Below are 26,948 nucleotides of genomic sequence, written 5' to 3'. Positions count from 1 at the left end.
CTAGCTCTTCTGCAAAAAATATATTATTCTTTTTTTACAAAATGTGTAGGGTGACTTATCATTCTTTACGTCTATATAATAGAATGCGTCAAAAAGGAGGGAGAGACCGATTGAGGAAAAACAATTAATTGAAAAAGCACAGCAAGGAAGCGAGCATGCTTTTCGTATCCTTGTACAAACATATCGTCATTATATTTTTCAAGTTATCTTTTCTATTTTAAGACATGAAGAAGATGCGAAAGATGTTACACAAGAAGTATTCGTAAAAATTCACACCTCTCTCCCAAATTATCAATTTCGTGGATTAAAAACGTGGATGGCACGTATTGCCACCAATCACGCTATTGATTATAAGAGAAAGAAAGCTAGAGAAAGTGAAGAACTCTCCTTATGTAAAGAAGCTGAGGAAAATATACAGTCCTCTCATAATATTGAGGCTTTATTATTGACGAAAGAGCAGAAATTACTCATTGCTCAAAAACTGCGAGAACTTCCCGAAAATTACCGTGACGTCGTTCTCGCACATTACTTAGAAGAAAAGAGCTATCAAGAAATTGCTTTACAGGAAAACATCGAAGTAAAAACAGTCGAAATGAAACTGTATCGAGCACGAAAATGGATTAAAAAACATTGGAAGGAGGAAGAGTTTCTATGATGCATTATTCAAAAGAAGATTGGCGCAATTATACATTAGATTTTATAGAAAGCAATGAACGTGAATCTATGGAAGAACATCTTTATAAATGTGATCATTGTTTAGCACTTTATATGGAAAGTATTGATGAACAACATGAAAACCTTCCAATGATAAATGATGATTCATTTACGAACGAAGTTATGACGCAAATTAATTTTGAAACACTACAGTCTAATGAAAATATAAAAACAACCTCACTAAAGCGCACGATCATTCACTACATAATTGCGACTGCGGCTACAATTATTTTTATGGTAAGTGGTTTATTTCAGTATATTTTTACAGCGACATCAAATTTAGAGAAATCTTCAAAACATAACGAGTCTTCTATTTCACAACAAATTGTAAACAAATCGGTAGACACATCGAAAAAGGACGGAGGTTCAAAGCATGAATAAAAATCCCTTTTTAGCACTTGTATTAGGGCTAATTCCTGGGCTTGGACATTTATACTTAAAAAAGCTAGGACGGTTTATTTTATATAGCGGGGGATCACTATTTCTATTCTCCTTTGCAGTATTTTGTACCATAGTAGTAAGAGAACGTGATATTGCTTTTCTTTCTCTATTTTTACTAGCTGTTCTATGGGTAATTAACTTACTAGATTTAGTTATCACCATTATAAACCAAACGAAAAAGCAAGAAGCTGGAGAAGTGATAAATTCCTCTAAAGAGAGCGAACGATTTTATATCATTCTCTTATCCATCATCCCTGGACTTGGCCATTTCCAATTAGGACTTATGCAACGCGGACTTACATTTTTAGTAGCTTGCACAGGAATCGGAAGTATGATCATTTTCGTTGCACTTTTAACATCGCAAGAAAGTTTTCTTATCTTCCTTATTACGTTACCTGTTTTATGGATTTATAATTTCTTTGACGTTGTTCAGCAACTACAGAAAAAAGAACGTGGCGAGCAATTAATTGACCGTACTATTTTCGAAGATTTTGAAGAACATCGAGAGCAGGAAAAGAAAAGTAAAACATTTGCTTCTATTTTAGCGATGTTCCCTGGAGCAGGTCATATGTATTTAGGCTTACAACGCCGTGGTCTTCAGCTTATGGCAGCCTTCTTACTATCTATTTATTTACTCGACTTATTAAGACTTTCTGCATTTTTATTTTTAGTACCAATCATTTGGTTTTATAGCTTTTTTGATGCGTTACAGCAAACAGCAAAATACGGAAAAGAACGAGTTCAAGACGAACCCATTATCGATTATTTTATAAATCATCAAAGATGGATCGGTATCGGATTAATTACACTCGGTGGTTATTATTTATTAAATCAAACAGTCCTTCCTATTTTGAATGATTATTTTGTAACTATATTTAATATTCATCTTAGTGAACTATATTATCGCTATTTCCAAACATCTATCGTTGCGCTCCTTTTAATTGGCGGCGGCTTTAAATTGTTACTTGGAAATAAAGAAAACAAAGGTGGGACAAACGAATGAGGACTTGGCGTGTTGGAACATTCTCAATGGGGCTTTCTATTATATCGTTAGGATGCTTTTTACTATTTTCAGTCGTAAAAGGAATTCAAGTATTAGATACACTAACTGCATGGTGGCCAGTTTTACTCATCATACTTGGAGCCGAAGTTTTACTATACCTTCTATTTTCTAAGAAGGAACAATCATTTATTAAATATGATATTTTTAGTATTTTCTTTATCGGCGTTTTAGGAAGCGTCGGAATTGCTTTTTACTGTTTATTATCAACTGGATTACTAGAAGAAGTTCGTCACTCTATTAACACAACGAGGCAAACGAGTAATATTCCAGACGGACAATTTGATATACCTGAATCTATCAAAAAAATCGTAGTAGATGCAGGACATCAGCCTCTAACGATAGAGGGAAATAATACAAATCAAATTCATCTTTTGGGAACTTATGAAATGACAACGAAAGCAAATGAAAAACTCAATTTAAAACAAGATGATTTCCTTTCAGTTCAAACGGCTGGAGAAACGATGTATATCACTTTAAAATCATTACCTGTTCAGCATACGTTATTTAATTCAGCACCACAGGTGAAACCAACGCTTGTTCTTCCGCAAAATAAAAATGTGGAAATCCGTGCTTCAAATAACGAACTATCTCTTTATCCAGGTCAATTACAAAATAATTGGTTTGTACAGGAAAGCTCAAGAGTGTCTGTCCATCTTGCAAAAGAAAGTGATGTATCTTTAACAGCAATAACGAATCAAAAAGAAATACACGGAAACACACCTTGGGAGCAAGTAGAAGATTTAACGAAAAAAGAAAATAATTCTTCAGAAGAACATCCAGAATTAAACGAGCAAGAACATTGGTATAAAAATTCGATTAAAACTGGAAATGGGACGTACAAGTTAAATATTGAGAAAACTTATAATTTGAATATGAGCGTTATCGAAAAATAAAAAACCTTCCGCAATTGCGGAAGGTTTTTCTCATATAATCGCTTTAATTCCTTCTAACACTAATCCAATCATAAATCCGCAAACAGCCCCGTTTACTCGGATCCACTGTAAATCTTTACCGACGTTATTTTCAATCATTTCGATTAACGTTTTATCATCTAACTTATCAAGGTTTTCTTGTACAAGCTTACCAATTTTCGAATGGTTCTTCTCAACAAGACTCACAACTTGTTTTTGTAACCAATCTTCTATTTTTTGAACTATCTGTTCATCTTCTTTTATTTTATTCATTTGTTTTTGTAAAAATGGAATAACATATTTATCAGCAAATTCTTCATTATTTACAAAAGCAACTGCTCTTTGTTGTACTTGCTCTAGCATCTCTTTTATTTTGTCAGTAGCATCCCAATTCGCAATCCACTTTTCTTTCCAATTTTCTAATTCCTTTAGTAAGGCTTCATTTTCTTTTACATTGATAATTTCTTGACGAATCTTCGCTAATATAAGTTGTCTTGTGGTATTATCAGCCTCTTGTAAGCTGTTAATATTACTAATGATAAACTTCTGCAAAATGCCGCCAATTTTATCTTCATCTACAATATTCATAAATGATTTCAAAGTAAACTGCAAGAATCCATCTACTTTTATATTTTCCATCGCCTTCATACCTAAGCTACCGAGCTGGTAACGAGCTTCATCTTGCGCGGTCCAATCTTTTACCTTCACTAATATGTAATCAAGTGTCTTTTCATCATATTCTTGCACAACTAATTGATCAACAAGCACTTGTAAAATGTTACTTGTATTAATTGTATGTAAATATGTTTTTAATTCTTTTTCAATAATAACAGCTAACTTTTCTGTATCTATTGTTACAATTGCTTTCTCTGCAATCGTTACAATCCCCTTTTTCACAGCATCAGACTGCATTTCTCTCTCAGCAATTTGCAGTACCATTTGTGCTAACTGCATCTCTTTTACTTTATTCGTAATACTTTCTTTCGTCAGCCATTCATTTTCTAACGTATGAATGAGCCCTTTCGTTACTCGTTTACGATTTTTAGGTAATAACGCTGTATGCGGAATTGGAATTCCCATCGGATGACGGAATAAAGCAGTAACCGCAAACCAATCTGCAAGCCCGCCAACCAATCCAGCTTCAAATCCCCCTTGTATAATCTCTCCTGCTACCGTTCCTTGAAAAGGGATAGAAGCCGCGAAGCCGACACCCATAACCCCAAGCGAAATACCCGCTATATATTTAGTCTGTAATGACATCGTATACACATCCTCTTATTATGTAAAATAAAGCTTTTTTGTTGTATTTATTCAATATTAGTTATCCTTTATATATACTATAAAGAACTATTGTGAAAATAACAAAGATTTTTATGTACATGAAAAAATGAGGCTACAATTAGCCTCATTTTTCTTATACCGTTAACTCCAAACCTTTCCTATAATATTCATTCATTACATCTTTTGGAACCATACTTCCACCCGTTCCCCACACAATATGAGTACCTTTTTTCACCTTCTCTGTTAACTGTTGCTTTTGTAAATACTCATCTTCTTTACATACTTTCACTGGCCCTATCATACCTGCTAGTGCAGAAGGCTCTAAACCAATATTCTCCGTATCAGCTAGTTCTTTTAACAATCTATATAACTCTTCATCACTTACTGTGTAATTCCCACTCAAAAATGGTTCCATCGTTTTACCGACAAATCCAGATGGCCTTCCTACCGCAAGTCCATCCGCATCTGTTACATTATCAATTCCGATATCTTGAACGGCAATTTTGTCATGAAGGCCTGTCATTAAGCCGAGTAACATACATGGTGAGTGTGTTGGCTCTGCAAAGAAACAATGAACGTTGTCTTTATACAATAACTTTAAACCGAATGCTACGCCGCCCGGTCCTCCTCCTACTCCGCACGGAAGGTAAACAAATAAAGGGTGATCTTCATCTACTACAACCTCTAACTCTTCTAATTGCTTTTGTAATCGTGATGCGGCTACTGCGTATCCTAAAAATAGATCATGTGAGTTTTCATCGTCTACAAAATAACAGCTAGGATCCGCATCCGCCTGTCGTCTTCCTTCTTCTACTGCTTTGCTATAATCATCTTCATATTCAATAACGTTTACACCTTTACTTCTTAATAAACTTTTCTTCCATTCTTTTGCGTCTGCTGACATATGAACGGTTACATTAAAACCTAGATTCGCACTCATAATTCCTATGCTAAGTCCTAAATTCCCTGTAGAACCTACCGCAATTGAATACTTCGAGAAAAACTCTCTACATGTATCACTATCTAAAATGGAATAATCATCTTCTTCTGTTAACATTCCGTGCTGCAATGCTAGTTGCTCAGCATGTTTCAACACTTCATAAATGCCGCCTCTAGCTTTAATTGATCCTGATATCGGGAGATGACTATCACATTTTAATAATAATTCTCCTAAAATAGGTTGCTTGTAATTTGTCTCTAAAGCTTTTTTCATAGAAGGTATTTTCACTAAAGGTGATTCGATTATGCCGTTCGTCCCTTTCGTTTCAGGAAAAACTTTCGCAATATATGGCGCAAAACGCTTTAATCTCTCTTCCGCATCTTTTACATTCTCTTCATTCAATGGTGTACCTTTTATTGCTGTTTCATACTTTTCTATGTTTGGATTTATCCAAAATACTTCTTCTGTTGCGATTAATTTCTTTAATAGTGGATATTCCTCTTTTAATTTCTCTATTTCCTTCATTTCTCTTCCTCCTCATCACCTTGTAGCTTACGATTTAATAAATTATAATTAAATTAATTTTAATATAGTTTAACACAAATCATTCAATTAAGTTAATTTTAATTTAATTTTTTTAAATATAATTTAATAATTATTAAGGAGATTTTCATTATGGAAAATATAGATATCGGTAAAAAAATTGAAAAACAAAGAAAAGAAAAAGGTTTAACTAGTAAAGAACTAGCAAAGATGGCTGATATTACACCATCTATGTTAAGTCAAATTGAGCGCGGGTCCGCTAACCCTTCTATTCAAACATTAAAAGTGCTTGCTAAAGCTCTTGATGTGCCAACATTTAGCTTTTTACTTGAAGATACAAATACAGACGATTTAATTGTACGTTCCCATAAACGAAAGAAAATGATTATCGATAATTTATCATATGAAATGCTTTCACCTGATTTCACTGGAAATTTAGCAACAGCAATTATGACTATCCCGCCTAATACAGCTTCATCAGAAAATGTGCTAGAACATAAAGGAGAAGAATTGGCATTTGTCTTAGATGGGAAAATCACATTATATTTAAATGAGGAAGAATACGTATTAGAAACTGGCGACAGTGTAAAGATACCTGCTTATTTAAAACATAAATGGGGGAATCATTTTAAAAAAAATGCCATTGTTTTGTTTTCTGTTACTCCGCCGATTTTTTAATGTATCAATAAAAACAGGATGATTCTTATAAAATGCGGATTATCCTGTTTTTATTAAATAAGAAAGTGAAATTTTTGTTAAAAACTTAACAGTTGGACCCAATCTGAACAAGCCTCCTAAAAACATATTTACAAGTGAAACTATCCCTCCCATTGACGCTAACGTATCATGAATCAGATTCATCCCACCACTACCAGAGGCACTTGTAATATTCACATAAAAATAAGAAATACGTAAAAATTAATTGATTTTTCGGAATTTTGTTGAAAAATATGGTAAAATTACTCTTATACTTCTTCTATTTTGCTATTATAGAAATAATTAAATTAGGATACTTTTATCGGATGGGGGAATATATAATGAGTGTGTTATTAAAAGGGCATGAACAGATTGTCAACGAATTAAACATTTTATATCAAGTAATGGTAGCGGAGCAATTAATTGAAGCGAAACAATTAAAAGAAAAAATAGAGAAACAGATTAATAAAATTGAAGCTGATTAAAATCTATCGCTTTACTACTCCCTACTAAACTTTAAATATAAGGTCCTAACCGATTGGACAAACATTAAGTATGATACTTTTAGTCAAATTGTTCGTTTTGACAATCTAATAACTGAAGACTTTATTACTTATTATTATCACTTTTTTAAAGCTGAACATGCTACCATTATTGGAAATTATGATGAAGCAAAAAAAGAATACGAAAAAGCTGAATCCCTTTTAAAACATGTACCAGGCGAACTAGAAGAAGCTGAATATAAATATAAATTTGCTATACTTAATCACCATACAAACAAACCACTTACAGCAATCAATTATGCAAATCAAGCGAAAGAGATTTTCTCAAAATATCCACGTTATGAAATTAAAATAGCTCTATGCGAAAACATTTTAGGCTCATGTTCTGTTTATTTAAAACAATTCGAACAAGCCGAAGAGAACTATAATTCAGCAATCAATATTTTACAAAAGCTGAAAGACGATACACTAATCTTAAAAGTTCGAAATAACTTAGGTTGGCTCTACTCTTCTCAAAATCTATCAACCCTTGCTATTAGACATCTTACAATAGTTACAAACAAATTACCTAAACACCTAAAAGCCAATTTTCTACAAGCCAAAGAACATTTTAGTTTAAATGAAAAAGAACTTGCAAACGATTGGGTTCAAAAAGGCTTAGAAATTTGTAATGAATTAAATAATCAAGAATATAAACACCATTTCACTATCTTAAAAACACAACACACTGGTATTCTAGACGACTTAGAAAACGCAATCATTGCAGGCACTACATATTTTAACAGTAAAGAATTATACGATTATGCACAAGAATATTACGAATTATTAGCAGTAGAATTGCATAAAGTGAATAAAATAGAGAAATCTCAAAAATATTTTTTCAAAACTTACGAAGCAAAACAAAAATTATTAACTAAGGAGCCACTAAGATAATGAAAAAGATTAGTTTAGCTATTTTAACCTTTACATGCATACTTGCTTTTGGCTTTAATAATTTCACTGAAAATCAACAAGCAAAACAACTTCCAAAATGGGATACAGATAAACAAGAAACACATGCAGACCTATAGAAACCTAAAAACCCCTAATAAAGGGGTTTTTAGATTTCTACAATATAATGATTTAGCATATGATGAAGAAATACGCTTATAAAAGATAGCCATACACAGATACTCTCTGTACATGGCTATCTTTTATTTTTTCGGCACTAACAAAATCCCTAAACTAATAATACAAAAGCTCATTATTTGCTGTGCTGATAGACCAAACTGAACCGAATTTTGTTCACTAACAAGCGAAATAATGATTTGAGCAAACCCCTCAACAATTAGAAAAATACTTATATTCTTTCCATTTCCGAGCCTTTCATTTTTCATCCATAACAAGCCCATTATACAAAGAGCAAGGATGATCTCGTATACGAAAATAGGGTGATATAATAGTTTAGATTCATATATTTTCATTCCCCATGGTAGTGTCGTTGGTGCACCTACTTCATGATGTAATAGAAAATAAAAGATAGTGCTCACACACAATCCAAAAGGGAGTACATCAAGTAAAATACGAAGCAAAAATTGTTCCTTTTTACTTTTCCAAACAATGTATACACTAGCAATTACGCATCCTACTACAATATGTTGCATACTTCCAACAGCTAATAGTGCTTGCACTGGCGCCTCAAAAGCCCATACAGGATTTAAAATTGCTGGTGCAAACTTCCATACAAATACGATGATAAGAAACGCATTTGTTACGGCATCCATCATTTTTTCATATGATACATTTTGATGCCTCATCTTTCGTTTCATCAACATAAATCCAAATAGACTTCCAATTATAAGAGATACGGGTTGTAATCTCACGATCCACTCCATCATCACGAAATCCCCTTTTAACTCTCAATCAATTTCTTAAATTTCTTTTCTAATTGATCTGGTGGCAATACACCTCGTACATGATCTACTATAATTCCATCTTTATTAACAAAAAATGTCGTCGGTAAAGAGAATACTTTATAATCTAGTCCAGCTACTCCGTCCATATCTAGTAGAACCGGAAACTCAAATCCATAGCGATTAGCAAATGCGCTTGCTTCTTGTACTGGGTCACTAACAGTTGCATTCACCGCAAAAATTTCAACATCCTTTTTATATTTATCATACATATGAACTAAGTCAGGTGCCTCCATTTCACACGGCCCACACCATGATGCCCAAAAATTAATAATATATGGTTTTCCCTTGGCATCATTTAACGACTGCAACTTTCCGTCTAATCCTTTTAATGTGATGCCAGGTGCTTTAAAACCTACTTGTGGTAATACTTCTTTCTCTTGTAACTCTGCTTGCTTTGCTTTTCTTTCCTTTTCTTCTTTCTTTGAATTATAAAAGTTAACCCCCGCCCAAGCGAGAGCACCTACTAGTATAATAGCAATTAGTTTCTTCACTTTTCTTCCTCCTCATTTTTAAAAACCTGTAAATCCACCGAATAGACGAATAAAGAATGCTGTAATTTTCGTCATTTGATTTGTATACAATAAAATACCTGTAATATATGATAAACAAGATATATATATAGCGATAAAAAGTATAATGATATAAATAACAACACTACTCTATCCACACTACATAGAGTAGTGTTTATCCTTAAAAAAAAGAGGCTATATGCACTCTCCGACAATAAGTACAACCGACATACAGAATAAACCTACTGTTACATATACCGAATTCGTATGTAACGGAATAGTAAGCTTAATAACCTTTTCATTTAACACTTGCTCGATTCGTAAATTTATTGCTGTTTTTGCAAATGAAGCTGTAACACATCGATTTTCCATTGTCTTTATTTTAATTAATTTTAATAACGCGCTACCTAACTCAAATGAAGATTCCATTTTTTGCATCGCATATTTATCTGCTGCTAACTCTTGATACGTATGGTATCGTTGTAACAATTCTTTTAATATCGGGATGTAAATCATTCCTTCTGCTAATAACGTAAAACAAAATAATTTTAGCGGATCCCAATTATTTTGATGATATTCTTCATGGAAAATAATCGCATCAATCTCTTCATCTGAAAACGTCTGAAGCAAACCTTCTGACATGACAACTTTCGGACGGAATAATCCAATTGTAAACGCTGCAACTTCCGCAGTCGGCAATATATATATTTGTTTCCCTTTTCTAATAAATGGGATAAGTACTTTTTGTACTTTTTTACTATAGAAAAATTGCCGCCAAATTCTTTTACACACAATCAATACAGTAATTAATAATAACCCCGCTATTATAATACGAACCATTGATAGTTCTTTCATATGTTTTTCTAACTGAAACAAGCAAAACTTTGAAAGGAATAATGCCCTATTTTGAAAGAGAAATGGATATGTAACATAATACAATAACAAGCTGAAAAAGAGGGTACTAACAATGAGCGCTAACAATACGATTTTACGCATTTGCCATTTCATTTCATCGATCCTCTTTTTTTAACTGATTCAATTTGTCTTCTAATTTTTTTATTAAATTCGGATCAGCCTGCTCTAACTCATCTATCATATGTGTTACAACTAAATCTCCAAATTCCCCCACTAATTCCTGTGTCATTTTCTTCGTTTGATTAGATAAGAATTCTTCTTTCGTTTGTATAGCACGATATATGCCACTTCTTTTCACAGTCTGTTTTTCTAAGTGTAATTTCTCTACTAACCTGTTCATAACTGTCATAACAGTATTAAAATTCACAGGCGATTCTTCACTTAACTTCCGCTGGACTTCTTTAATAGTAATACCTTCAGTAGACCAAATAATCTCCATAATCTTCGCTTCAAGCGGTCCAAAGAAATGATTTAATCCTTGCTCATTTAACCTATAGTTTTGCGTAAACATCGTATGACTCCTTTCACACTACGAATTGTAGTACAAATTAAATGAGAGGTCAAACGCAAGTAATATAAACTAAAATTCACTACCTATAAATACGTACCTCATTCTATTCATTATAAGCCTAACTTATCTCCAAATGTATCAAGGAGATACTGCTCTAATATTTGTACACTAAACTTCTCATTACGCCCAAGGGCAAATAATTCCCGATCTTTCGCTACGATAGTATCTAACGGAATAACTACATTATCCACTATTTTTGTAATTTCAATTATATTACTTTTTACATTTACTTCTGTTTTAAATTCAACGTTTTCTAACACTATATGTGAACGTCTTCCTGATGCAAAAAAAGTAAAATTAGGATTTTTAACAACGCCAATTTCAGTCTCTAACGCATATAAATAGTGAAAAATTACATCTCTATGTCCATCTTTTATTATTTTTTCATCCTTCTCATCGTCTAAGTATTCTTTCAGCTTCGTTGTAAATTCAAATCGAAAATCCACTTTTTTTCACGCTCCTTCTTTGTATTTCATATTAAATAAATATATTGAAATAATTTTACCATATTGTAATAAAACTTCCTATTAAAAGTAAAAACTGTTTTAGAAAATCGCTATTATTTCCGATACCCTTTTAAAATATAAGTATAAATTCAATATGAATGAATGCGTCATTATATCTATTTAAACATATTTTTTCCATATTTTGAAACATTAGTATGAAATATTATATATCAATGAATGGTTTCTAATGCATTGGTATATATAGTCAGTAGTTTCTTTACTATTCCGATATACTTAAGCTATATTTTCTAATTATTGATTACATTACGGAAGGAATGTAACTCTCTTCTATCGAATTTTTATATAACAAAAATGATTAGGTGGTGCTTTACTATGAAATTAGCTGTCATTGGTGGCGGTGATTTACAAGATTCAAATCACTTGCCTATTAATGAACGCCTTATAGAATTAACAAATAAACAGTACCCAAAAATATTGTTTATTCCAACGGCTAGTCATGATGATGAAAGCTATATAAAATTATTTTTAGACACGTTTGAAAAACAATTACATTGTGAAGTACAAATTTTACGCATTACAACAGATTCACCTTCTAAGTATGAAATAGACGAGATGATTCATTCAGCCGATTTAATTTATTTAGGTGGTGGAAACTATATTCACATGCTTACACAATGGAAAGAATATAGACTTGATGAAAAATTATTATTGGCTCTACAGCAAGGAACACTTATTGCTGGTTATAGTGCTGGTGCTATGTGTTGGTTCACGTCTAGTATCCGATCAGATTATGAAGGTTTTGGTTATATAGAGAGTAACGGATGGGGTATTGTTAATAAAAGATTTTGTCCACATTATAATCAATTAAACAGAATGAACGCCTTCCATTCCTTTTTACAAAATCATCAAGGGAATATAGAAGGAATTGCACTGGAGGATAATTGTGCTTTATATATTACAGAGGAATCCTTTGAGATTATCGGGGAACCAGAAAAAGCGTGGGAGTTTTATATGAGTGATAAAACACTCATTAGACAACATTTTGATATCACTTTAAAAAGCTATTTGTAAACCTCCACTTACGAAAAAAATGTCCCTAAGTCTAATTACTTAGGGACATTTTTCTATTTAACTAACTAATCGTGTAATTCGTTTCTTTTGCCATGAAAGCTTATAATATGCATACTGTAATATTAAGCTGACAATAAATGCTGCTGGATACCCGATCCAGATGCCTTCTATTCCAAGACTTGTATGGTAAGAAAGATAATATGCTACGGGGACTTCTACAAGCCAAATTGAAACAACTCCAATAACAGTTGGCCAAAGTACTGTACCGCTCGCTCGCATTGTCGCACTAATAATTTGTGCATGACCGAAAATTAAATAACTCCATAACGTAATCATAACTAAGCTATGAGCAATTTCAATTGTAGTTTGACTCGTTAAAAATAGTGATAAAATGTCTCTTGAGAATAAGTAAATAAGAGATATTAACACACCACCGATGACGTAGTTCATAATAATTCCGGCCTTCACAACTTTCTGCAATCGATCAAATTGATTCCCCCCAATCGATTGCGCCGCAAAAATAGAAACTGTAATACCAAGGCTAACTGCTGGCATTTGCACATAACTTGCAACTTGATTCACAACGCCGTAAGCAGCTGTTGCATCCGAACCGTAACGATTTACAAACGCGATTACGGCAATTTCAGATAATGAAACTAATATCATATTAATACTCGCTGGAATACCGAGCCTTAGCAATAACTTTAATAACTCCCAGTCCATTCGAAGATACTTTCTTACTGTGCCATCTAGTTGTAGTGGGTGATTTTTCTTCTTTAAATACACAAGCATGACAAGAAACGTAATAACTGTAGATATAACAGAAGCATAGGCCGCTCCATACACATCTAATTTCGGAGCTCCTAACCATCCAAAAATAAGAATCGGTAATAAGATCATATTTAGCGCTGTACTTACAATTAAAAAGTAAAATGGCGTTTTAGAATCTCCTGTACCTCTCATAAATGTTGTATATGCAAAATATAAAAATAATACTGGCATCGATATAAATAAAATTCGTGCATAATGTACACTTATTTCAATAATATTTTCTGGCGTTCCCATAAGACGCATAATATCCATCGCAAAAATACTACCTATTATCGCTAATACAACTCCGATAATAAAAGTAAACGTAAGCGTAGTACCGACAATAGCTTTTAAACGATCTTCATTTTTAGCACCAAACGCCTGACCAATTAAAATAGAGCTTCCTGAACCGATACCAATTACGAATGAAACAAGTAAAAAGAACAAAGGAAAGAATGCTGATATAGCCGCTAAATCATTAACTCCAAGCCATCTTCCTACTACTACCATACCAAATAATTGTCCAACTGATTGTAGTACATTACTTAATAGTAACGGTACTAAAAACAGAGACATCGATTTCCAAATCGGTTTACTCTCACTTTCCAACTTTTGTGACTCCGCACCTTCTTTATTGTTATCTGCAGGTGGTTTCAAATTTCATTTCTCCTTTTATTAAAAATCTGTTTTCAATATCTATCTCTTTGTATAGTTGTTATAATACTGTGCTTCTATTCATTTTCCTTCCGCATGATTATAACTTCACCCAATATTGACTTCCATCGGCTGTTCGATCTAAAAATCCATATTCGATTAAATATCTTCTTAAAGTTACGAAATCAGGGTATACATTTTCTATCACTGTATTTACTTCTTTTTCAGTATACTTTTTATTACTATCAAACTTCTTTACTAAATGACGTAAGATAATTAATTTACGCTTTTGTTTCTTCGGAAATTTAGAGAGAGGTCCATCTAACCCTTCTGTAAAATGAGCTTTTAATACTTCATCATTTTCTTCTTCCGTAATATTGTATCGATCATCCACCATCGTTGCTGTTCTATGAATTGGCACAAATTTCGTTTGTACTTTTGATTTTTCTTCTGATAATTCCATTAGTGCTAAAAATACTTTTGCTTGCTTCATTTTCTCTCGCAGTGTAAATCGATGATTACGAATTGTTGATGTACTTCCGCCATCCAACTCTTTTACAATTTGTTTATCATTCAGTCCCATATGGAAAAACTGAACCATTCTCTTTTGTAAATCCGTTAAACCAGTAAATTTCTTATCCATATTTAATAAATAATCAAACATAGATGTATGCTCATTTTGAATATGCAATTGGACGAACTTTTCTGCTTCATACCAAACTTGATTATCTTGATAAATAACACCTTTAATAAATGTTTCACCACAAGCTAAGCAAATGTACTCCTCTTTTGCTTCATCAAACACATACCCTTTCTTTAATTCTTCTATTGACGCATCCCAAAACTTCTCTGAAATATCATTCACACTAAACACTCCTTCAAAATGTTTATTTTAAAACCAAACAAATTACCATAACGTTTATTGTCACTTTACCATCTTATCACAACGCAAACAAACATTTCAATCTTTCGTTTACCCATTTTATAAACTTTTATAAAAACATCTACCGAACTTCTTTAATACAACGAAAAGCGAATATGTTTATACAAATTCATTTTATAAAATGTGAAATAGAATATGAATATTCTTCAAGACCCTTGGTTTACCGTTAAGCAAATTGCACAGAATACATATGCGATTAGTGAATATGGAACCTGTATTCACTCATTACAAAACTTCAGTATTCAATTTTAACGACAAAAAGGATGTTTTCGTATAAGAAAACATCCTTTACTTTTTATATATTCTATTTACAGTCTCTACTAAAACTTTACTTGCTCGTACAAATGTATGCTTTCGATTTCTATCTTCAACAAATTTATTAGCACAACTACTCATAATCATCATACAACTAATTATGACTAACGCTATCTTTCTATTCTTGTAAGTCACTTCATGCCACTCCACTATTACAAAACTTCTTTTGAATTTATCCCATCAAGAAATTTTACATGAATAATAAAACGTATGAATATGCAATTCTGCATATTCATACGTTTTATTACAATATTATGATTTAATTTAGTTAAAGAACAAGTAAACCGAGGTGACTGACTTGAAATTTAAAGCGAAAAAAAATCCATTCCACGTCATTTTCATTACATTATTTATAATTATTTTTTTCGTTTCGTTATTCTTCCAAAATGAAAATTCTATTTTTTTCACTCTCATGATGCTATTAAATATCGTGAATCTTTCTTCATTCTATTTCTCTCACTACAACGTAACGGAATCATCTCTTGTTGTAAAACACGGTTTCATACTTCGTACTGAAATCTCATTCAAAGACATTCGCCATATTAAGTACTCTGGCAAAAAACTTCGTTCAAAAAAATGGACTAGGCAACAATTAGAAATTAATTATAATTTATTTGACTCAGTGACCACTTTCGTACCACAAGAAGAAGAAAAATTCATTTCACTCTTAAAAGAGAACTGCCCACAGATGAGCGTAATGAATACGCCTGCTAACAAATAATATATTTTGAAACTTGCAGTATTGCAAGTAGATGAAACATAAAAATGAACATCAAAAAAGCCAAGATTCTATACTAAGAACCTTGGCTTTTTCTATTACTCTTTTGGAGCAATCATTTTCTTCGGATCTACAATTTCATCAAATTTCTCTTCTGTTAGTAGTCCAGATTGTAATGCAGCTTCTTTTAAAGTTAATCCCTCTTTATGAGCATGCTTCGCAATTTTCGCTGCATTTTCATATCCGATATGTGGGTTTAGCGCTGTTACAAGCATTAGTGAACGATTCACATTTTCATTAATTACTTCTTTATCTGCTTCAATACCAACTGCACAATTGTCATTAAACGAAACAATTGCATCCGCTAATAAGTGGGCTGATTGTAAGAAGTTATAAGCAATAACAGGTTTAAATACGTTTAACTCAAAGTTACCTTGGCTCGCAGCAAATCCGATCGTTGCATCATTCCCCATCACTTGTGCTACAACCATCGTTAATGCTTCACTTTGCGTTGGATTTACTTTACCTGGCATAATAGAGCTTCCCGGTTCATTTGCTGGAATAATAATTTCTCCAAGACCACTACGTGGACCACTTGCAAGCCAACGTACATCGTTAGCGATCTTCATTAGATCCGCAGCTAATGCTTTTAATGCACCGTGAGTATATACAACTTCATCATGGCTCGTTAATGCATGGAACTTATTTGGTGCAGAAACAAATTGTTTACCTGTAAATTGACTAATTTCCTCTGATACCATCTCACCAAATTTAGGATGAGCATTAATACCTGTTCCAACCGCAGTTCCACCAATTGCTAACTCTTTCATATATGTATTGCTCTCTGCAATCATACGCTCTGTTTTTTCAAGCATACGGTGCCATCCGCTAATTTCTTGTCCTAAAGTTAACGGTGTTGCATCTTGTAAATGTGTACGACCAATTTTTATAATATGTTCAAATGCAGTTACTTTTTCTGCTAAAGTTTCTTTTAATTTCGTAATTGCTGGTAATACGTGATTTTCTACTGCGATTACACAAGCTACATGAAGTGCCGTTGGAAATGTATCATTTGAACTTTGTGACATGTTCACATCATCATTTGGATGAATATGTACGTCAGATCCCTTCTCTTTCAAAATTTGATTCCCACGATTTGCAATTACTTCATTCACATTCATGTTTGACTGTGTACCACTACCTGTTTGCCATACGACAAGCGGAAAATGTTCATTCCATTTCCCTGCAATCACTTCATCAGCAGCTTCTACAATTGCTTCTGCTTTTTCTTGTGATAGCTTTCCTAATTTTTGATTGCTAAGCGCTGCACTCTTCTTTAAAATTGCAAATGCTTTTACAATTTCAAGCGGCATTTGCTCTGTTCCAATTGGAAAGTTTTCTTTACTACGTTGTGTTTGTGCTGCCCATAATTTATCAGCTGGAACTTTTATTTCTCCTAATGTATCTCTTTCAATTCTGTACTCCATGTTTTCATCCCCTTGAAAATATAATATCTACATCTCTTATAATAACAGACTTTCTCTTAAATGATAAGAATTCTCACTCTTATATATAGATATTCTATATGTATTTTAAAAAATTCCTCTTGACCTAAACTTAAGTTTAGGCTGTATCCTTTCCATTGTAACCTACTATAACACTACTGGAGGAATTCAATATGAAAAAATATGCTTTTATAACAGGTGCGAATAAAGGAATTGGATATGAACTTGTTCGTCAATTAGCAGAAAAAGATTATCACGTATTTTTAGGTGCTCGTAATGAACAACTTGGACAACAAGCCGTAGAATCTTTAAATGTTTCAAACGTTTCCTATATTCAAGTAGATATTTCAAATTCACAATCCATTCAAGAAGCAACAAAGAAAATTTACGAAACGACTGACCACTTACATTTATTAATTAATAACGCAGGCATAGCGATAGACTTCAATACACTACCTAGTGAATTAAATATTGAAACTTTACGCCAAGGATTTGAAGTTAATTTTTTTGGAACTTTCCAAATGATACAAGCCTTTTTACCATTATTAAAGAATTCAAAAAACAGTAAAATAATAAATATAACTACTGACATGGCCTCACTAACAATGTTTGCTAATGGTGAAACACATCCAATCAATACACTAGGATATAATTCTTCCAAAACAGCTATTAATGCTTTAACATTAGCTTTTAGTAAAGAATTTGCTACTAACGGTCCAGAAGTATTTGGGGTAACTCCTGGTTTTACAACTACAGATCTTAATGGAAATTCCCCCGGTGGCCATACAACCACTGAAAGTGCTAAAATTATTATTAAATATGCATTAAGTGAAACAAACTATAATGGTAAAATACTAAATAAAAATGGCATTATACCTTGGTAACAAAAGGATGAATGATATGTATTATACAATTGGGCAAGTCGCCAAAATGCAACACTTAACTATTTCTCAAATACGTTATTACGATAAACAAGGACTGTTCCCTTTTCTGCAAAGAAATGAAAAAGGAGATCGAGTTTTTGATAAAGAAGCACTCAAATATTTAGAAATGATTTTGTGTTTAAAAAACACTGGTATGCCTATTCAAAAAATAAAACAATTTATCGACTGGTCTATGGAAGGAGAATCTACCATCTTTCAACGGTTGGAATTAATGAAACAACAGGAGACCAATGTCTTACAGCTTCTCCAAGACACTGAAAAAAACTTAAAAAAGATACAACAAAAAATTGCTAAATATGAGAATGAAATAACTTCAGCAGATGCTATTACAAAATAAAAAAATCACCTTCTACATATTGTAGAAGGTGATTTTTATTTTATGATGCTTGCTTTCCTTTATCTGCATCATCTACATACCAGATGAATTTGCCTGTATATCCATAAATAACTGCTAAAATTAACGATACGAAGCTTAACCACATAAACGGAACGTATGAGAACGTTGCTACACCTAAAATACCAGCCATAAAAATACCATTATCAGACCATGGAACCATACCTGAAGTTAACGTTCCACCTACTTCTGAGTTACGTGCTAATACACGACGGTCTATTTTTAATTTATCATAGCTATCTTCCATAATTTTTGGTGTTAAAATTAGTGATACATACATCGCACAACCAAATATATTAGCTAAGAATGCCACGATTAATGTAGACAACGTTACATTACCTGCAGAATTTAATTTCTTCTCAAATTTTGATACGATTACTTTTAAAACACCTAGTTTTTCAAGTAATCCACCAAATCCTAAACCGAAAATAATAACAGCTACTGAGCCAAGCATACCGTTAATTCCACCACGGTTTAATAACTTGTCAACAAACTCAACACCAGATTGAATTGAGAATCCGTTATAAGCTGTTCCAATCGCTTCTCCAAAGTTCATCCCTTGGAAAAGAGTTGCCCAAATTGCACCAATTAAAGCTCCCATTGCAATTGTTGGCATAGACGGTTTCTTCATCGCTAATAGAACGATAACAATGATCGCCGGAACAAGCATCCATATTTTAATATCAAATTGCTTTAATAAAGCTTCTTTTAAAAATTCTACTCGATTCAAATCAACATTATCTCCGCCATACATCCAACCAGCTACAGTAAACATAATACTAGTAATAATATAAGCCGGAACATCTAATACGAGCATAGCTCGAACGTGAGCAATAACATCTACTTTCGCCATAGAAGCTGCAAGAACTGTGCTATCAGAAAGTGGTGATAATTTGTCACCGAAATAAGCTCCTGAAAGAACTGCACCAGCAACAAGCGGAAGTGGTAAACCAAGTCCTTCACCAATCGCCATCATAGCAATACCTGCTGTTCCTACTGTTCCCCAAGACGTTCCTGTCGCGATAGAAGTTATAGAACAAATAATTAATGTTGCTAATAGGAATATGCTAGGGTGAATAAATTCTAATCCATAATAAATTAATGTTGGTACTACCCCACCAGCAATCCATGTTCCAATTAAAGCACCTACTGCAACTAAAATCAGTATTGCTTCTAATCCGTTAGAAATCCCTTTCGTAATTGCATCTTGCAATTCTTGATAACGAAATCCTAATCTTAATCCAAGCGCAATTACTAAAAACCATGAAATAAATAGCGCTAATTGAATTGGGAGATCAAAAATCGTTTGGAAGGAAAAGACAACAGCAAGAAATAGTAATAAAAGAACTATGATTTCTAGCATCGATGGTAATCTTACACTTTTCATTTTTTTCTCTCCTTACAAGTCGATAACATGACGTATGTCGTCTTACATGTATGTAATATACAATTAGCGAAGACAAAACAAAATTTTCATATTATTTCGATTTATTTTTCCAGTATAATATATTCACAACCCTTTCTATTGTAAAAGTAGATTACGTTTTTCGCAATGAAAAATATAAAAAATGTTGTATTTTTATTTATCCCGATATTTTCGGCCAATAAGACCTCCGCCTTAAAATTCAGTAAGCGCAAAGCACTTAGGTAAGAAATTAACTACTGTAACATCCCGGACTGACATGAACGTATTAAAGCTTCACTTTATTTACAAAGAAAAATCCCATACTAACTTTTTTAATATTTGCTGCAACAAAACTTTTTACAACTATCTTCACTTTTTAATTCACACCATTATTTCCCACGCAAAAATAGGACACACATCATAAAAATGATGCATGCCCTACCTTTATTTATACATATTTTGTATTTCTTCTTTATTTTTAAGTATTTCCTCAAACTTATCACTACAACCCTTCGGAAATAACACTCCCAGTCCATATGAATGCGCAAATTGAAAATGAGGGTACTTCGCTTTTACCTCATCCCAAAACTTATATACGCCGAAATCACCACTTCTAACTTCAATATCATGAAATAATACAATACCATTTTTCGCGACTTTAGGCAGCCAGGTGTTATAATCGTGAGAAACAGCTTCATACGTATGATATCCATCAATATGCAAAAGATTTATCGTTTCATCTTGAAACCGGTCTACAGCATCATCAAAAGTAGATCGAATTAAATTTCCTATATTAAGGTAGTTATCGCTCACTACTTTTTCTACTATTTGAAAAACCCCTTCTCCATATGGACCTGTGTGCCCATCTCCAGCCCAAGTATCTACTGCAAAGCATTTAGTCGATAACCCTCCATCTTTTACTCCCTGACAAAAACTAAAAAAGGAAGCTCCTAAATGTGTACCTAGCTCGACTAAAGTTTCTGGTTTTTCAAATCGTACTAAGTCATATGCAAAATCTAAATGTCCACTCCACGCAGATTGTGACCGAATAATAGGACTAAATGTTTCAAATTCAAATGATGGTTTATGAGTAACCCAGTTCATCGCATAACTCCTTCTGCACATATTTTTAACAAACCAAATTACTCTTATCTTTATTTTTTTATCGCCATGATTATGATTCTATTTCATGAAAATATGAAGAATTTATTCTTTTCTATTGAGGTAAAACATCATATACATATGGGTCAGTTGGCTTATTAATTTTCTCGATTTTGTTTACTTTTACAAGTGAAAAGACTGTTCCTTTATATGTCGTTTCATCTAATAATCCTGTTATTTTCACCCATGTTTCTTCTGGAATATTTTCAACATTTTTCCCCGTAACAATCATCCCCCAGACTGATGCATCCGCAATACAACAAGTTATGCCATATCGAGCCACTACCGCTTTATTACCCGTCACATCCTTATCATTATACATAAACCCTGAGAATGTAATTTCTTTCCCTTTAAATCCTTTTACATTTTGACCAATTATACTCATTGTTTGAACATAATCCTTATCCTCTACTTGTATTTTTCGTTGTCCTAACATACTTTTTACTACTTGCTCTTCCGTTTCATAAGTCGTTGATAAATTTGATGTTTCATCTGGATCATCGAATACCTCTTGCCCATCAAAATCATCCTGTTTCCCCTCTTTTTCGTTACCTTCCATACTTCTCGCCTGTACACTTTGATTCATACCCCTTTTTCCTGCTAAACTTCCATCAATTGTTACACTTCCAAAGAGAAAAGCACTAACTATCGGAACAACAAATAAAACATATACAAAGAAACTTTTTATCCCTGATTTTAATGCTGTATGGTGCTTACAACAATTACAATCACCCTCTTTTTCTCTCCAAACTTGTAAAGAACCAAGAAGTAAAATCACTACAAAAGCTATATACGTAAATTTAATCATTTTTGGAGCGATAAAATTATAAATATTCCCTGTTACAAGTAGTTTAAATAAGAGCATTGCTAAACCAATTAAAATAATTCCACGAATATAGCGATGATATGCCTTCTGCTCCTCTTTCTCCATTCTTTCTCACCTCCTATAACATTATGATTTGCAGGATGGTATACACAGATACAATGACAATTCCCATCAAAAAGAATACAAATTTCTTTTGAAAATATGCAAATAGCATTAACGTATTTTTCATATCAAGCATAGGCCCAAACACAAGAAATGCGAGAAGTGCCTTTACTGAGAAGACATGTCCAAAAGATGCCGCTATAAAAGCATCGGCTGCAGAGCAAATTGATAAAACATAACCAAATCCCATCATAATAAAGGGGGCAATTACTTCGTTATGTGCTACTGCATCCAGTACATTCCGATCAAAAAACGTTTGAAATACACTTGCTAAAAAAGCACCAATCAATAAATACTTACCAGTATCAAAAAACTCATCTACAGTGTGATTCGTAACATCTTTCCAACTCTTTTTTTTGCTTGTTTGAACTGAAACCTCTACATCTTTTAAAACATTTCTTTCGCGATAGCAATAATACACAATTAAACCTATGAATAGAGCAACTAGAATTGTTATCCCAAAGCGTGCATATACAACGTAATCATTTTTTTGAAACGCATATACAGTAGATAAAAGAACAACTGGATTCATAATGGGTGCACTCAATAAAATAACAATGCCTAAATGAAGTGGTAGCCCCTTTTGAATGAGCCTTCTTACAATTGGTATAATGACACATTCACACATTGGAAAAAGAACTCCCACAAATACTGCTGGAATCATTGCAACAATCGGAGATTTCGGCATTACTTTTTGAATCATATCTTCCGTCACAAACACTTGAATAAATGAAGAAACAATTACCCCTAATAAAATAAAGGGTATTGCTTCAAAAATGATACTTAAAAATACTGTATTCACATTCAACCATTCCTGTGGCATATTTTTGTGCAAATTTGCTAGACTTGTAAAATCTACAAAAAATAATAAAAAGAGAAACATAGCGATAAGAGCTATGCCTACTAATTCTTTTGAAACTCTATTAAAGACCAAGCTTCTCGCCTCCATTTTATTTATATGTAAACATGTGCTTGTCCAAATGCTTCATACTACAGCACAAATTTTATAGTCTATTTCTATTCTTAAATCGTAATCATTATGATTTATTATTGATTTTTCTTTTCCCATCGTTTAATATAAAACGTAATCATTACGATTTAAAGGAGAGATCATTTCATGAAAAAAGTACCTATCACTGTATTAAGTGGTTTTTTAGGATCTGGAAAAACTACCTTACTACATCACATTTTAACTAATAAGAATAACTTAAAAGTAGCTGTTATCGTTAATGATATGAGCGAAGTAAACATTGATGCATCTCTTATAAAAAAGGGTGGTTTTTCACGTACGGAGGAAAAACTAGTAGAGATTCAAAATGGCTGTATTTGTTGTACACTACGAGAAGATTTAATGATAGAAGTGAATCGTCTTGTGGAAAATGGTGATATTGACTATATTATTATTGAATCTTCTGGTATAAGTGAGCCTATTCCAGTTGCTCAAACGTTTACTTATACAGACGAAGTTCTTAACATTGATTTAACGAAAAATTGTCGCCTCGATACGATGGTTACAGTTGTAGATGCAAATAGATTTTGGGATGATTTTGCAGATGGAGAAAGTTTATTAGACCGAAAACAAGCAATCGATGAGAATGACACACGGGAAGTTATTGATTTATTAATAGATCAAATTGAGTTTGCAAACGTAATTATTCTTAATAAGATAGATTTGCTAGAAAAAGAAGATGTGATAGAGCTTCATCATTTACTAAAAAAATTAAATCCTAATGCAAAAGTTCTTGAATCTTCGTTTAGCAAAGTACCATTACAAGAAATTTTAAACACAAATCTATTTAATTATGAAGAAGCTAGTCAATCGGCCGGCTGGATACAAGAATTAAACAGTGACCATCATACACCGGAAACAGAAGAATACGGTATCACTTCTTTTGTTTACCGCCGCAAATATCCTTTCCATCCCGAGCGCCTTATGAATTGGCTAGAAAAATGGCCTTTAGATGTTGTAAGAGCGAAAGGATTCTTCTGGCTGGCATCTCGTAATAATATAATAGGGCTTCTATCTCAAGCAGGCTCCTCTATTACAATTCAAGGAGCCGGTGAATGGATAGCCGCATTACCTGAAACTGAAAGAAATCAAATGATTGCAGAAGAACCAGAAGTATTGAAAAACTGGGATACACAATATGGAGATCGAATAACCGAACTCGTATTTATTGGAATTGATATGAACCGTTCGTTAATTGAACAATCATTAGATGATTGTCTATTAACAGAAAAAGAAATGAGACAAAACTGGAACACATTTATTGATCCTATTCCAGCTTTTACTTACACTTCATAATTCAAAATAGAAAGGCTTCTGTAAACGGAAGCCTTTCTATTTTATCGTTCTCTGATCTAACACACATCTTTAATTTGAATAACAACTTTACATTAAGTAAGGAATTTCAGTTTGTTTTTAATTCTTTTCGTGATATATTGCATATTGTATACGATATATTTCTTGAAAGGAGGACTCTATACATTATGGATTCGAATCGTTTAAAAGGAATCATTATGGTTGTAATCGGTGCTTGTTTATGGGGCTTGTCTGGAACAGCTGCACAACAACTTTTTCAATATGACAATGTTTCAACCGAATGGTTAGTTACGATCCGTTTACTTATATCTGGAATTATTTTGCTCATTATTTCCTCATTCGGAACGAGAAAAAAAGAGATATTTGGCATTTGGAAACAAAAATCTGATGCTATTAAAATGATTTTGTTTGGTCTATTCGGTATGCTTGCTGTACAGTATACGTATTTCGCTTCAATTAAAGAAGGAAATGCTGCCGTGGCAACATTATTACAATATTTAGCTCCTATATTCATCACTGTATACTTACTTTTCAAATGGAACGTTCGTCCATCAAAAATTGATTTCATTTCAATTACCCTTTCATTAGTAGGTACTTTTCTCTTACTAACAAACGGGTCTGTTCATAACTTGGCTGTTTCTACACCAGCTATTATTTGGGGGATTTTATCTGGATTATCTCTCGCTTTTTATAGTTTATATTCAAAGGAATTGTTAGAAAAATGGTCTTCCTCCGTTATCGTTGGATGGGGCATGATTATTGGGGGTATTGGTGTAACGATTGTACACTTTACTTCTACAAACGAATTCATTTTATTATCAACTATGAAATATGTAAAACTAAGTACCCTACCGCTCATCACATTTGTCGTCATTTTCGGGACACTTATTGCCTTTTATTTATACTTAGACAGCATACGATACCTGACTCCGAAAGAAACAACATTATTTGGTTGCACAGAACCACTCGCAGCTATTATTTCTTCTGTACTTATATTGCAAGTGCCATTTCAATCTTTTCAGTTATTAGGCGCTTTTTGTGTCATTGTAATGGTGCTCATCTTAAGCCAAAAGCCGGATGAAGGGAAACAAAAATTAAAGCTTGTTCATGTAAAAAAGGAAAATATACAATGAAAGGATTGAATTCACTATGCCTGTCCCTCAAAATTATAAAAAACCAGGAAGAGTTTCAGCAAAATCACTCGTTTTAAATCAACTACAAAATTGGATTATTGAAGGTGTACTGAAGCCCAATGAAAAAATTAATGATGGGGAATTGGCTGAGGCACTAGGAGTAAGCAGAACACCTGTAAGAGAAGCACTTCAAATATTAGAGCTTTCTGGATTAGCGGAAATGGTACCAGGGCAAAAAACGAAAATTGCTCCTATTAAGTTAGACGACGTATCTATCATTTATGAAACGATGGCTGGTCTTCACTCTATTATAGGAAAGCAAGCTCTTCAAAACATTACAGACGCTGATATTCAACTACTTTCTGAAATAAATGAGCATTTTCAGCAATCTATAGAGAAAAAAAACGCAAAACAAGCTTTAGAATTAGATATACAATTCCACAATACAATTTCTTCTATTGCTAAAAACCAATATATTGAACCCTTTCTAGAAAATATGCAACTTCACGTTTTACGTCTTGAATATTTGTTTTTCCAAAACTTTGTTCCAGCAAGTCAATCTATTGAAGAACATCACTCTATCATTCAAGCATTACAGAAGCAGGACGAAAAACAAATGGAACAAATAATGACCCAAAACTGGCTCCGTCCCATGAAAGAAATACAAAAAATAATTTCTACGAAATAAAAGGAGAGCTGGTTACACAAAATCGTAACCAGTTCTCCTTTTACTAATCTATATAGCTATGCCTGGATATTTGCATAATCTTCCATATCTTCGTACTCTTTTTCCAATTCCTCTAAAGACAGCTCGTATAATTGTCGGTCGCGAATCTTAAACACACCTGCTCCAATTAACTCATCAATTAAATGCCTCTTACGATTTTCAACAGCAAAACGGAGTTGACTACTCATCTTTTAAAAAACTCCTTTCTACGATCATTGAAAATGATAATCTTTATCAATTACCACTTTTGATTATAAAAGATGACTCTTTATAAGTAAAGTAATTTCATGAAATATTTACCTTGCAAAGTACTTGTGGCCACATTATATATATGTATGCCGCGCGAAA

30 protein-coding genes and 1 pseudogene are annotated in these 26,948 nt (G+C 32.9%); 14 read left to right on the top strand and 17 right to left on the bottom strand.

Going from position 1 to position 26,948, the window contains the following annotated elements:
* The first annotated feature begins 109 nt into the window (after nt 1-109).
* From ACTFRH_RS05125 to exsE, 4 genes are read left to right on the top strand one after another with little or no spacing between them, the layout of a single operon-like run.
* Nucleotides 110-655 carry an RNA polymerase sigma factor gene (locus ACTFRH_RS05125; protein WP_306461541.1) on the top strand — a complete coding sequence of 182 codons (546 nt, stop codon included), beginning with the start codon at nt 110-112 and terminating at the stop codon, nt 653-655.
* Nucleotides 652-1,095 (top strand): hypothetical protein, encoded by a 444-nt coding sequence (locus ACTFRH_RS05120; protein WP_000972357.1) that lies wholly within the window; start codon nt 652-654, stop codon nt 1,093-1,095. Before ACTFRH_RS05125 ends, ACTFRH_RS05120 begins: the two co-directional genes overlap by 4 nt.
* Nucleotides 1,088-2,158, top strand: coding sequence for a hypothetical protein (locus tag ACTFRH_RS05115; RefSeq protein ID WP_001039120.1), 1,071 nt, complete (start codon nt 1,088-1,090; stop codon nt 2,156-2,158). The genes ACTFRH_RS05120 and ACTFRH_RS05115 overlap by 8 nt, the downstream gene beginning before the upstream one ends.
* The gene (gene exsE, locus ACTFRH_RS05110) at nt 2,155-3,111 is read left to right on the top strand and encodes an exosporium protein ExsE (RefSeq protein WP_001261421.1); all 957 of its coding nucleotides are present in this window, start codon (nt 2,155-2,157) and stop codon (nt 3,109-3,111) included. The genes ACTFRH_RS05115 and exsE overlap by 4 nt, the downstream gene beginning before the upstream one ends.
* 30 nt (nt 3,112-3,141) lie before the next feature.
* Here the strand turns inward: exsE and ACTFRH_RS05105 are convergent, their stop codons facing one another.
* Entirely contained in the window at nt 3,142-4,389 is a 1,248-nt protein-coding gene (locus ACTFRH_RS05105) for a DUF445 domain-containing protein (RefSeq protein ID WP_000058310.1), read from the bottom strand.
* Between the two features lie 154 nt (nt 4,390-4,543).
* Nucleotides 4,544-5,875 (bottom strand): D-serine ammonia-lyase, encoded by a 1,332-nt coding sequence (locus ACTFRH_RS05100; RefSeq protein ID WP_000658341.1) that lies wholly within the window; start codon nt 5,873-5,875, stop codon nt 4,544-4,546.
* A gap of 150 nt (nt 5,876-6,025) precedes the next feature.
* Between ACTFRH_RS05100 and ACTFRH_RS05095 the strand changes: the two genes are divergently transcribed.
* Nucleotides 6,026-6,571: a helix-turn-helix domain-containing protein gene (locus tag ACTFRH_RS05095; RefSeq protein ID WP_000427632.1), complete on the top strand. Its 546-nt coding sequence runs from the start codon at nt 6,026-6,028 to the stop codon at nt 6,569-6,571.
* A 39-nt stretch (nt 6,572-6,610) separates the two neighbouring features.
* On the opposite strand, the gene ACTFRH_RS05090 is transcribed toward ACTFRH_RS05095, so the two are convergent.
* Complete coding sequence (locus tag ACTFRH_RS05090) at nt 6,611-6,787, bottom strand: hypothetical protein (RefSeq protein WP_003300760.1); 177 nt, start codon at nt 6,785-6,787, stop codon at nt 6,611-6,613.
* Nucleotides 6,788-6,930: 143 nt separating this feature from the next.
* Here ACTFRH_RS05090 and ACTFRH_RS05085 point away from each other — a divergent pair.
* Nucleotides 6,931-8,025 (top strand): annotated as a pseudogene (locus ACTFRH_RS05085) (tetratricopeptide repeat protein).
* Nucleotides 8,025-8,162 (top strand): hypothetical protein, encoded by a 138-nt coding sequence (locus tag ACTFRH_RS05080; protein ID WP_000724010.1) that lies wholly within the window; start codon nt 8,025-8,027, stop codon nt 8,160-8,162. Before ACTFRH_RS05085 ends, ACTFRH_RS05080 begins: the two are co-directional and overlap by 1 nt.
* 123 nt (nt 8,163-8,285) lie before the next feature.
* Here the strand turns inward: ACTFRH_RS05080 and ACTFRH_RS05075 are convergent, their stop codons facing one another.
* From ACTFRH_RS05075 to ACTFRH_RS05055, 5 genes are all read right to left on the bottom strand, one after another.
* Nucleotides 8,286-8,966: a prolipoprotein diacylglyceryl transferase family protein gene (locus ACTFRH_RS05075; protein ID WP_033703525.1), complete on the bottom strand. Its 681-nt coding sequence runs from the start codon at nt 8,964-8,966 to the stop codon at nt 8,286-8,288.
* 17 nt (nt 8,967-8,983) lie between these two features.
* Entirely contained in the window at nt 8,984-9,538 is a 555-nt protein-coding gene (locus tag ACTFRH_RS05070) for a TlpA family protein disulfide reductase (protein ID WP_000733174.1), read from the bottom strand.
* 213 nt (nt 9,539-9,751) lie between these two features.
* Nucleotides 9,752-10,564: a M56 family metallopeptidase gene (locus ACTFRH_RS05065; protein ID WP_000871933.1), complete on the bottom strand. Its 813-nt coding sequence runs from the start codon at nt 10,562-10,564 to the stop codon at nt 9,752-9,754.
* A 1-nt stretch (nt 10,565) separates the two neighbouring features.
* A complete protein-coding gene (locus tag ACTFRH_RS05060) occupies nt 10,566-10,982 on the bottom strand; it encodes a BlaI/MecI/CopY family transcriptional regulator (RefSeq protein ID WP_000495078.1) in 417 nt (138 codons plus the stop codon).
* Between the two features lie 110 nt (nt 10,983-11,092).
* Nucleotides 11,093-11,488: a DUF3942 family protein gene (locus tag ACTFRH_RS05055; RefSeq protein WP_000347527.1), complete on the bottom strand. Its 396-nt coding sequence runs from the start codon at nt 11,486-11,488 to the stop codon at nt 11,093-11,095.
* A 393-nt stretch (nt 11,489-11,881) separates the two neighbouring features.
* On the opposite strand from ACTFRH_RS05055, the gene ACTFRH_RS05050 reads away from it, so the two are divergent.
* Entirely contained in the window at nt 11,882-12,580 is a 699-nt protein-coding gene (locus ACTFRH_RS05050; RefSeq protein WP_000762112.1) for a peptidase E, read from the top strand.
* A gap of 57 nt (nt 12,581-12,637) precedes the next feature.
* Here the strand turns inward: ACTFRH_RS05050 and ACTFRH_RS05045 are convergent, their stop codons facing one another.
* From ACTFRH_RS05045 to ACTFRH_RS05035, 3 genes are all read right to left on the bottom strand, one after another.
* Entirely contained in the window at nt 12,638-14,047 is a 1,410-nt protein-coding gene (locus ACTFRH_RS05045; protein ID WP_000804132.1) for an MATE family efflux transporter, read from the bottom strand.
* Nucleotides 14,048-14,144: 97 nt separating this feature from the next.
* Nucleotides 14,145-14,909, bottom strand: coding sequence for a DUF2087 domain-containing protein (locus ACTFRH_RS05040; protein ID WP_000997949.1), 765 nt, complete (start codon nt 14,907-14,909; stop codon nt 14,145-14,147).
* 366 nt (nt 14,910-15,275) lie between these two features.
* Nucleotides 15,276-15,383, bottom strand: coding sequence for a permease (locus tag ACTFRH_RS05035; RefSeq protein ID WP_440049318.1), 108 nt, complete (start codon nt 15,381-15,383; stop codon nt 15,276-15,278).
* A 217-nt stretch (nt 15,384-15,600) separates the two neighbouring features.
* Here ACTFRH_RS05035 and ACTFRH_RS05030 point away from each other — a divergent pair, with 217 nt between their 5' ends.
* Complete coding sequence (locus ACTFRH_RS05030) at nt 15,601-16,023, top strand: PH domain-containing protein (RefSeq protein ID WP_000669075.1); 423 nt, start codon at nt 15,601-15,603, stop codon at nt 16,021-16,023.
* 95 nt (nt 16,024-16,118) lie between these two features.
* Here the strand turns inward: ACTFRH_RS05030 and fumC are convergent, their stop codons facing one another.
* Nucleotides 16,119-17,507: a class II fumarate hydratase gene (gene fumC / locus ACTFRH_RS05025; RefSeq protein WP_000456625.1), complete on the bottom strand. Its 1,389-nt coding sequence runs from the start codon at nt 17,505-17,507 to the stop codon at nt 16,119-16,121.
* Between the two features lie 191 nt (nt 17,508-17,698).
* Between fumC and ACTFRH_RS05020 the strand changes: the two genes are divergently transcribed.
* Complete coding sequence (locus ACTFRH_RS05020) at nt 17,699-18,409, top strand: SDR family NAD(P)-dependent oxidoreductase (RefSeq protein WP_000759546.1); 711 nt, start codon at nt 17,699-17,701, stop codon at nt 18,407-18,409.
* 16 nt (nt 18,410-18,425) lie between these two features.
* Nucleotides 18,426-18,806, top strand: coding sequence for a MerR family transcriptional regulator (locus tag ACTFRH_RS05015; RefSeq protein WP_000291865.1), 381 nt, complete (start codon nt 18,426-18,428; stop codon nt 18,804-18,806).
* Between the two features lie 40 nt (nt 18,807-18,846).
* Here ACTFRH_RS05015 and nhaC read toward each other — a convergent pair whose 3' ends face one another.
* From nhaC to ACTFRH_RS04995, 4 genes are all read right to left on the bottom strand, one after another.
* Nucleotides 18,847-20,250, bottom strand: a complete 1,404-nt coding sequence (gene nhaC / locus ACTFRH_RS05010; RefSeq protein WP_000843987.1) for a Na+/H+ antiporter NhaC — start codon at nt 20,248-20,250, stop codon at nt 18,847-18,849.
* Between the two features lie 462 nt (nt 20,251-20,712).
* The gene (locus ACTFRH_RS05005; protein ID WP_001104670.1) at nt 20,713-21,372 is read right to left on the bottom strand and encodes a class I SAM-dependent methyltransferase; all 660 of its coding nucleotides are present in this window, start codon (nt 21,370-21,372) and stop codon (nt 20,713-20,715) included.
* A gap of 112 nt (nt 21,373-21,484) precedes the next feature.
* Nucleotides 21,485-22,360: a TIGR03943 family putative permease subunit gene (locus tag ACTFRH_RS05000; RefSeq protein ID WP_000409947.1), complete on the bottom strand. Its 876-nt coding sequence runs from the start codon at nt 22,358-22,360 to the stop codon at nt 21,485-21,487.
* Between the two features lie 13 nt (nt 22,361-22,373).
* On the bottom strand, nt 22,374-23,366 hold the full coding sequence (locus ACTFRH_RS04995) for a permease (RefSeq protein WP_003300741.1): 993 nt from the start codon (nt 23,364-23,366) through the stop codon (nt 22,374-22,376).
* Nucleotides 23,367-23,534: 168 nt separating this feature from the next.
* Between ACTFRH_RS04995 and ACTFRH_RS04990 the strand changes: the two genes are divergently transcribed.
* The 3 genes from ACTFRH_RS04990 to ACTFRH_RS04980 all read left to right on the top strand — a co-directional run bounded on the left by ACTFRH_RS04990 (nt 23,535) and on the right by ACTFRH_RS04980 (nt 26,561).
* Entirely contained in the window at nt 23,535-24,722 is a 1,188-nt protein-coding gene (locus ACTFRH_RS04990) for a GTP-binding protein (RefSeq protein ID WP_000757675.1), read from the top strand.
* Nucleotides 24,723-24,907: 185 nt separating this feature from the next.
* Nucleotides 24,908-25,873, top strand: a complete 966-nt coding sequence (locus ACTFRH_RS04985; protein WP_000378091.1) for a DMT family transporter — start codon at nt 24,908-24,910, stop codon at nt 25,871-25,873.
* 16 nt (nt 25,874-25,889) lie between these two features.
* Complete coding sequence (locus ACTFRH_RS04980) at nt 25,890-26,561, top strand: GntR family transcriptional regulator (RefSeq protein ID WP_001145064.1); 672 nt, start codon at nt 25,890-25,892, stop codon at nt 26,559-26,561.
* Nucleotides 26,562-26,617: 56 nt separating this feature from the next.
* On the opposite strand, the gene fbpA is transcribed toward ACTFRH_RS04980, so the two are convergent.
* Entirely contained in the window at nt 26,618-26,788 is a 171-nt protein-coding gene (fbpA, locus tag ACTFRH_RS04975; protein ID WP_000098302.1) for a Fur-regulated basic protein FbpA, read from the bottom strand.
* Nucleotides 26,789-26,948: the final 160 nt, after the last annotated feature.

Origin of the sequence: Bacillus cereus group sp. MYBK216-1, assembly GCF_051916495.1 — a bacterium.
Taxonomy (GTDB): Bacteria; Bacillota; Bacilli; order Bacillales; family Bacillaceae_G; genus Bacillus_A; species Bacillus_A thuringiensis_K.
This window is presented reverse-complemented; position numbering and strand designations above follow the sequence as displayed.

What these genes read in the sequence shown, in the direction of transcription:
- ACTFRH_RS04990 (WP_000757675.1), top strand. Translation starts at nt 23,535, where the DNA reads ATGAAAAAAGTACCTATCACTGTATTAAGTGGTTTTTTAGGATCTGGA.
- fumC (WP_000456625.1), bottom strand. Translation starts at nt 17,507, where the DNA reads ATGGAGTACAGAATTGAAAGAGATACATTAGGAGAAATAAAAGTTCCA.
- ACTFRH_RS05100 (WP_000658341.1), bottom strand. Translation starts at nt 5,875, where the DNA reads ATGAAGGAAATAGAGAAATTAAAAGAGGAATATCCACTATTAAAGAAA.
- ACTFRH_RS05060 (WP_000495078.1), bottom strand. Translation starts at nt 10,982, where the DNA reads ATGTTTACGCAAAACTATAGGTTAAATGAGCAAGGATTAAATCATTTC.
- ACTFRH_RS05095 (WP_000427632.1), top strand. Translation starts at nt 6,026, where the DNA reads ATGGAAAATATAGATATCGGTAAAAAAATTGAAAAACAAAGAAAAGAA.
- exsE (WP_001261421.1), top strand. Translation starts at nt 2,155, where the DNA reads ATGAGGACTTGGCGTGTTGGAACATTCTCAATGGGGCTTTCTATTATA.
- nhaC (WP_000843987.1), bottom strand. Translation starts at nt 20,250, where the DNA reads ATGAAAAGTGTAAGATTACCATCGATGCTAGAAATCATAGTTCTTTTA.
- ACTFRH_RS05105 (WP_000058310.1), bottom strand. Translation starts at nt 4,389, where the DNA reads ATGTCATTACAGACTAAATATATAGCGGGTATTTCGCTTGGGGTTATG.
- ACTFRH_RS04985 (WP_000378091.1), top strand. Translation starts at nt 24,908, where the DNA reads ATGGATTCGAATCGTTTAAAAGGAATCATTATGGTTGTAATCGGTGCT.
- ACTFRH_RS04995 (WP_003300741.1), bottom strand. Translation starts at nt 23,366, where the DNA reads ATGGAGGCGAGAAGCTTGGTCTTTAATAGAGTTTCAAAAGAATTAGTA.
- ACTFRH_RS05120 (WP_000972357.1), top strand. Translation starts at nt 652, where the DNA reads ATGATGCATTATTCAAAAGAAGATTGGCGCAATTATACATTAGATTTT.
- ACTFRH_RS05005 (WP_001104670.1), bottom strand. Translation starts at nt 21,372, where the DNA reads ATGAACTGGGTTACTCATAAACCATCATTTGAATTTGAAACATTTAGT.
- ACTFRH_RS05075 (WP_033703525.1), bottom strand. Translation starts at nt 8,966, where the DNA reads ATGGAGTGGATCGTGAGATTACAACCCGTATCTCTTATAATTGGAAGT.
- ACTFRH_RS05035 (WP_440049318.1), bottom strand. Translation starts at nt 15,383, where the DNA reads ATGAGTAGTTGTGCTAATAAATTTGTTGAAGATAGAAATCGAAAGCAT.
- ACTFRH_RS05000 (WP_000409947.1), bottom strand. Translation starts at nt 22,360, where the DNA reads ATGGAGAAAGAGGAGCAGAAGGCATATCATCGCTATATTCGTGGAATT.
- ACTFRH_RS05065 (WP_000871933.1), bottom strand. Translation starts at nt 10,564, where the DNA reads ATGAAATGGCAAATGCGTAAAATCGTATTGTTAGCGCTCATTGTTAGT.
- fbpA (WP_000098302.1), bottom strand. Translation starts at nt 26,788, where the DNA reads ATGAGTAGTCAACTCCGTTTTGCTGTTGAAAATCGTAAGAGGCATTTA.
- ACTFRH_RS05080 (WP_000724010.1), top strand. Translation starts at nt 8,025, where the DNA reads ATGAAAAAGATTAGTTTAGCTATTTTAACCTTTACATGCATACTTGCT.
- ACTFRH_RS05050 (WP_000762112.1), top strand. Translation starts at nt 11,882, where the DNA reads ATGAAATTAGCTGTCATTGGTGGCGGTGATTTACAAGATTCAAATCAC.
- ACTFRH_RS05015 (WP_000291865.1), top strand. Translation starts at nt 18,426, where the DNA reads ATGTATTATACAATTGGGCAAGTCGCCAAAATGCAACACTTAACTATT.
- ACTFRH_RS05115 (WP_001039120.1), top strand. Translation starts at nt 1,088, where the DNA reads ATGAATAAAAATCCCTTTTTAGCACTTGTATTAGGGCTAATTCCTGGG.
- ACTFRH_RS05020 (WP_000759546.1), top strand. Translation starts at nt 17,699, where the DNA reads ATGAAAAAATATGCTTTTATAACAGGTGCGAATAAAGGAATTGGATAT.
- ACTFRH_RS04980 (WP_001145064.1), top strand. Translation starts at nt 25,890, where the DNA reads ATGCCTGTCCCTCAAAATTATAAAAAACCAGGAAGAGTTTCAGCAAAA.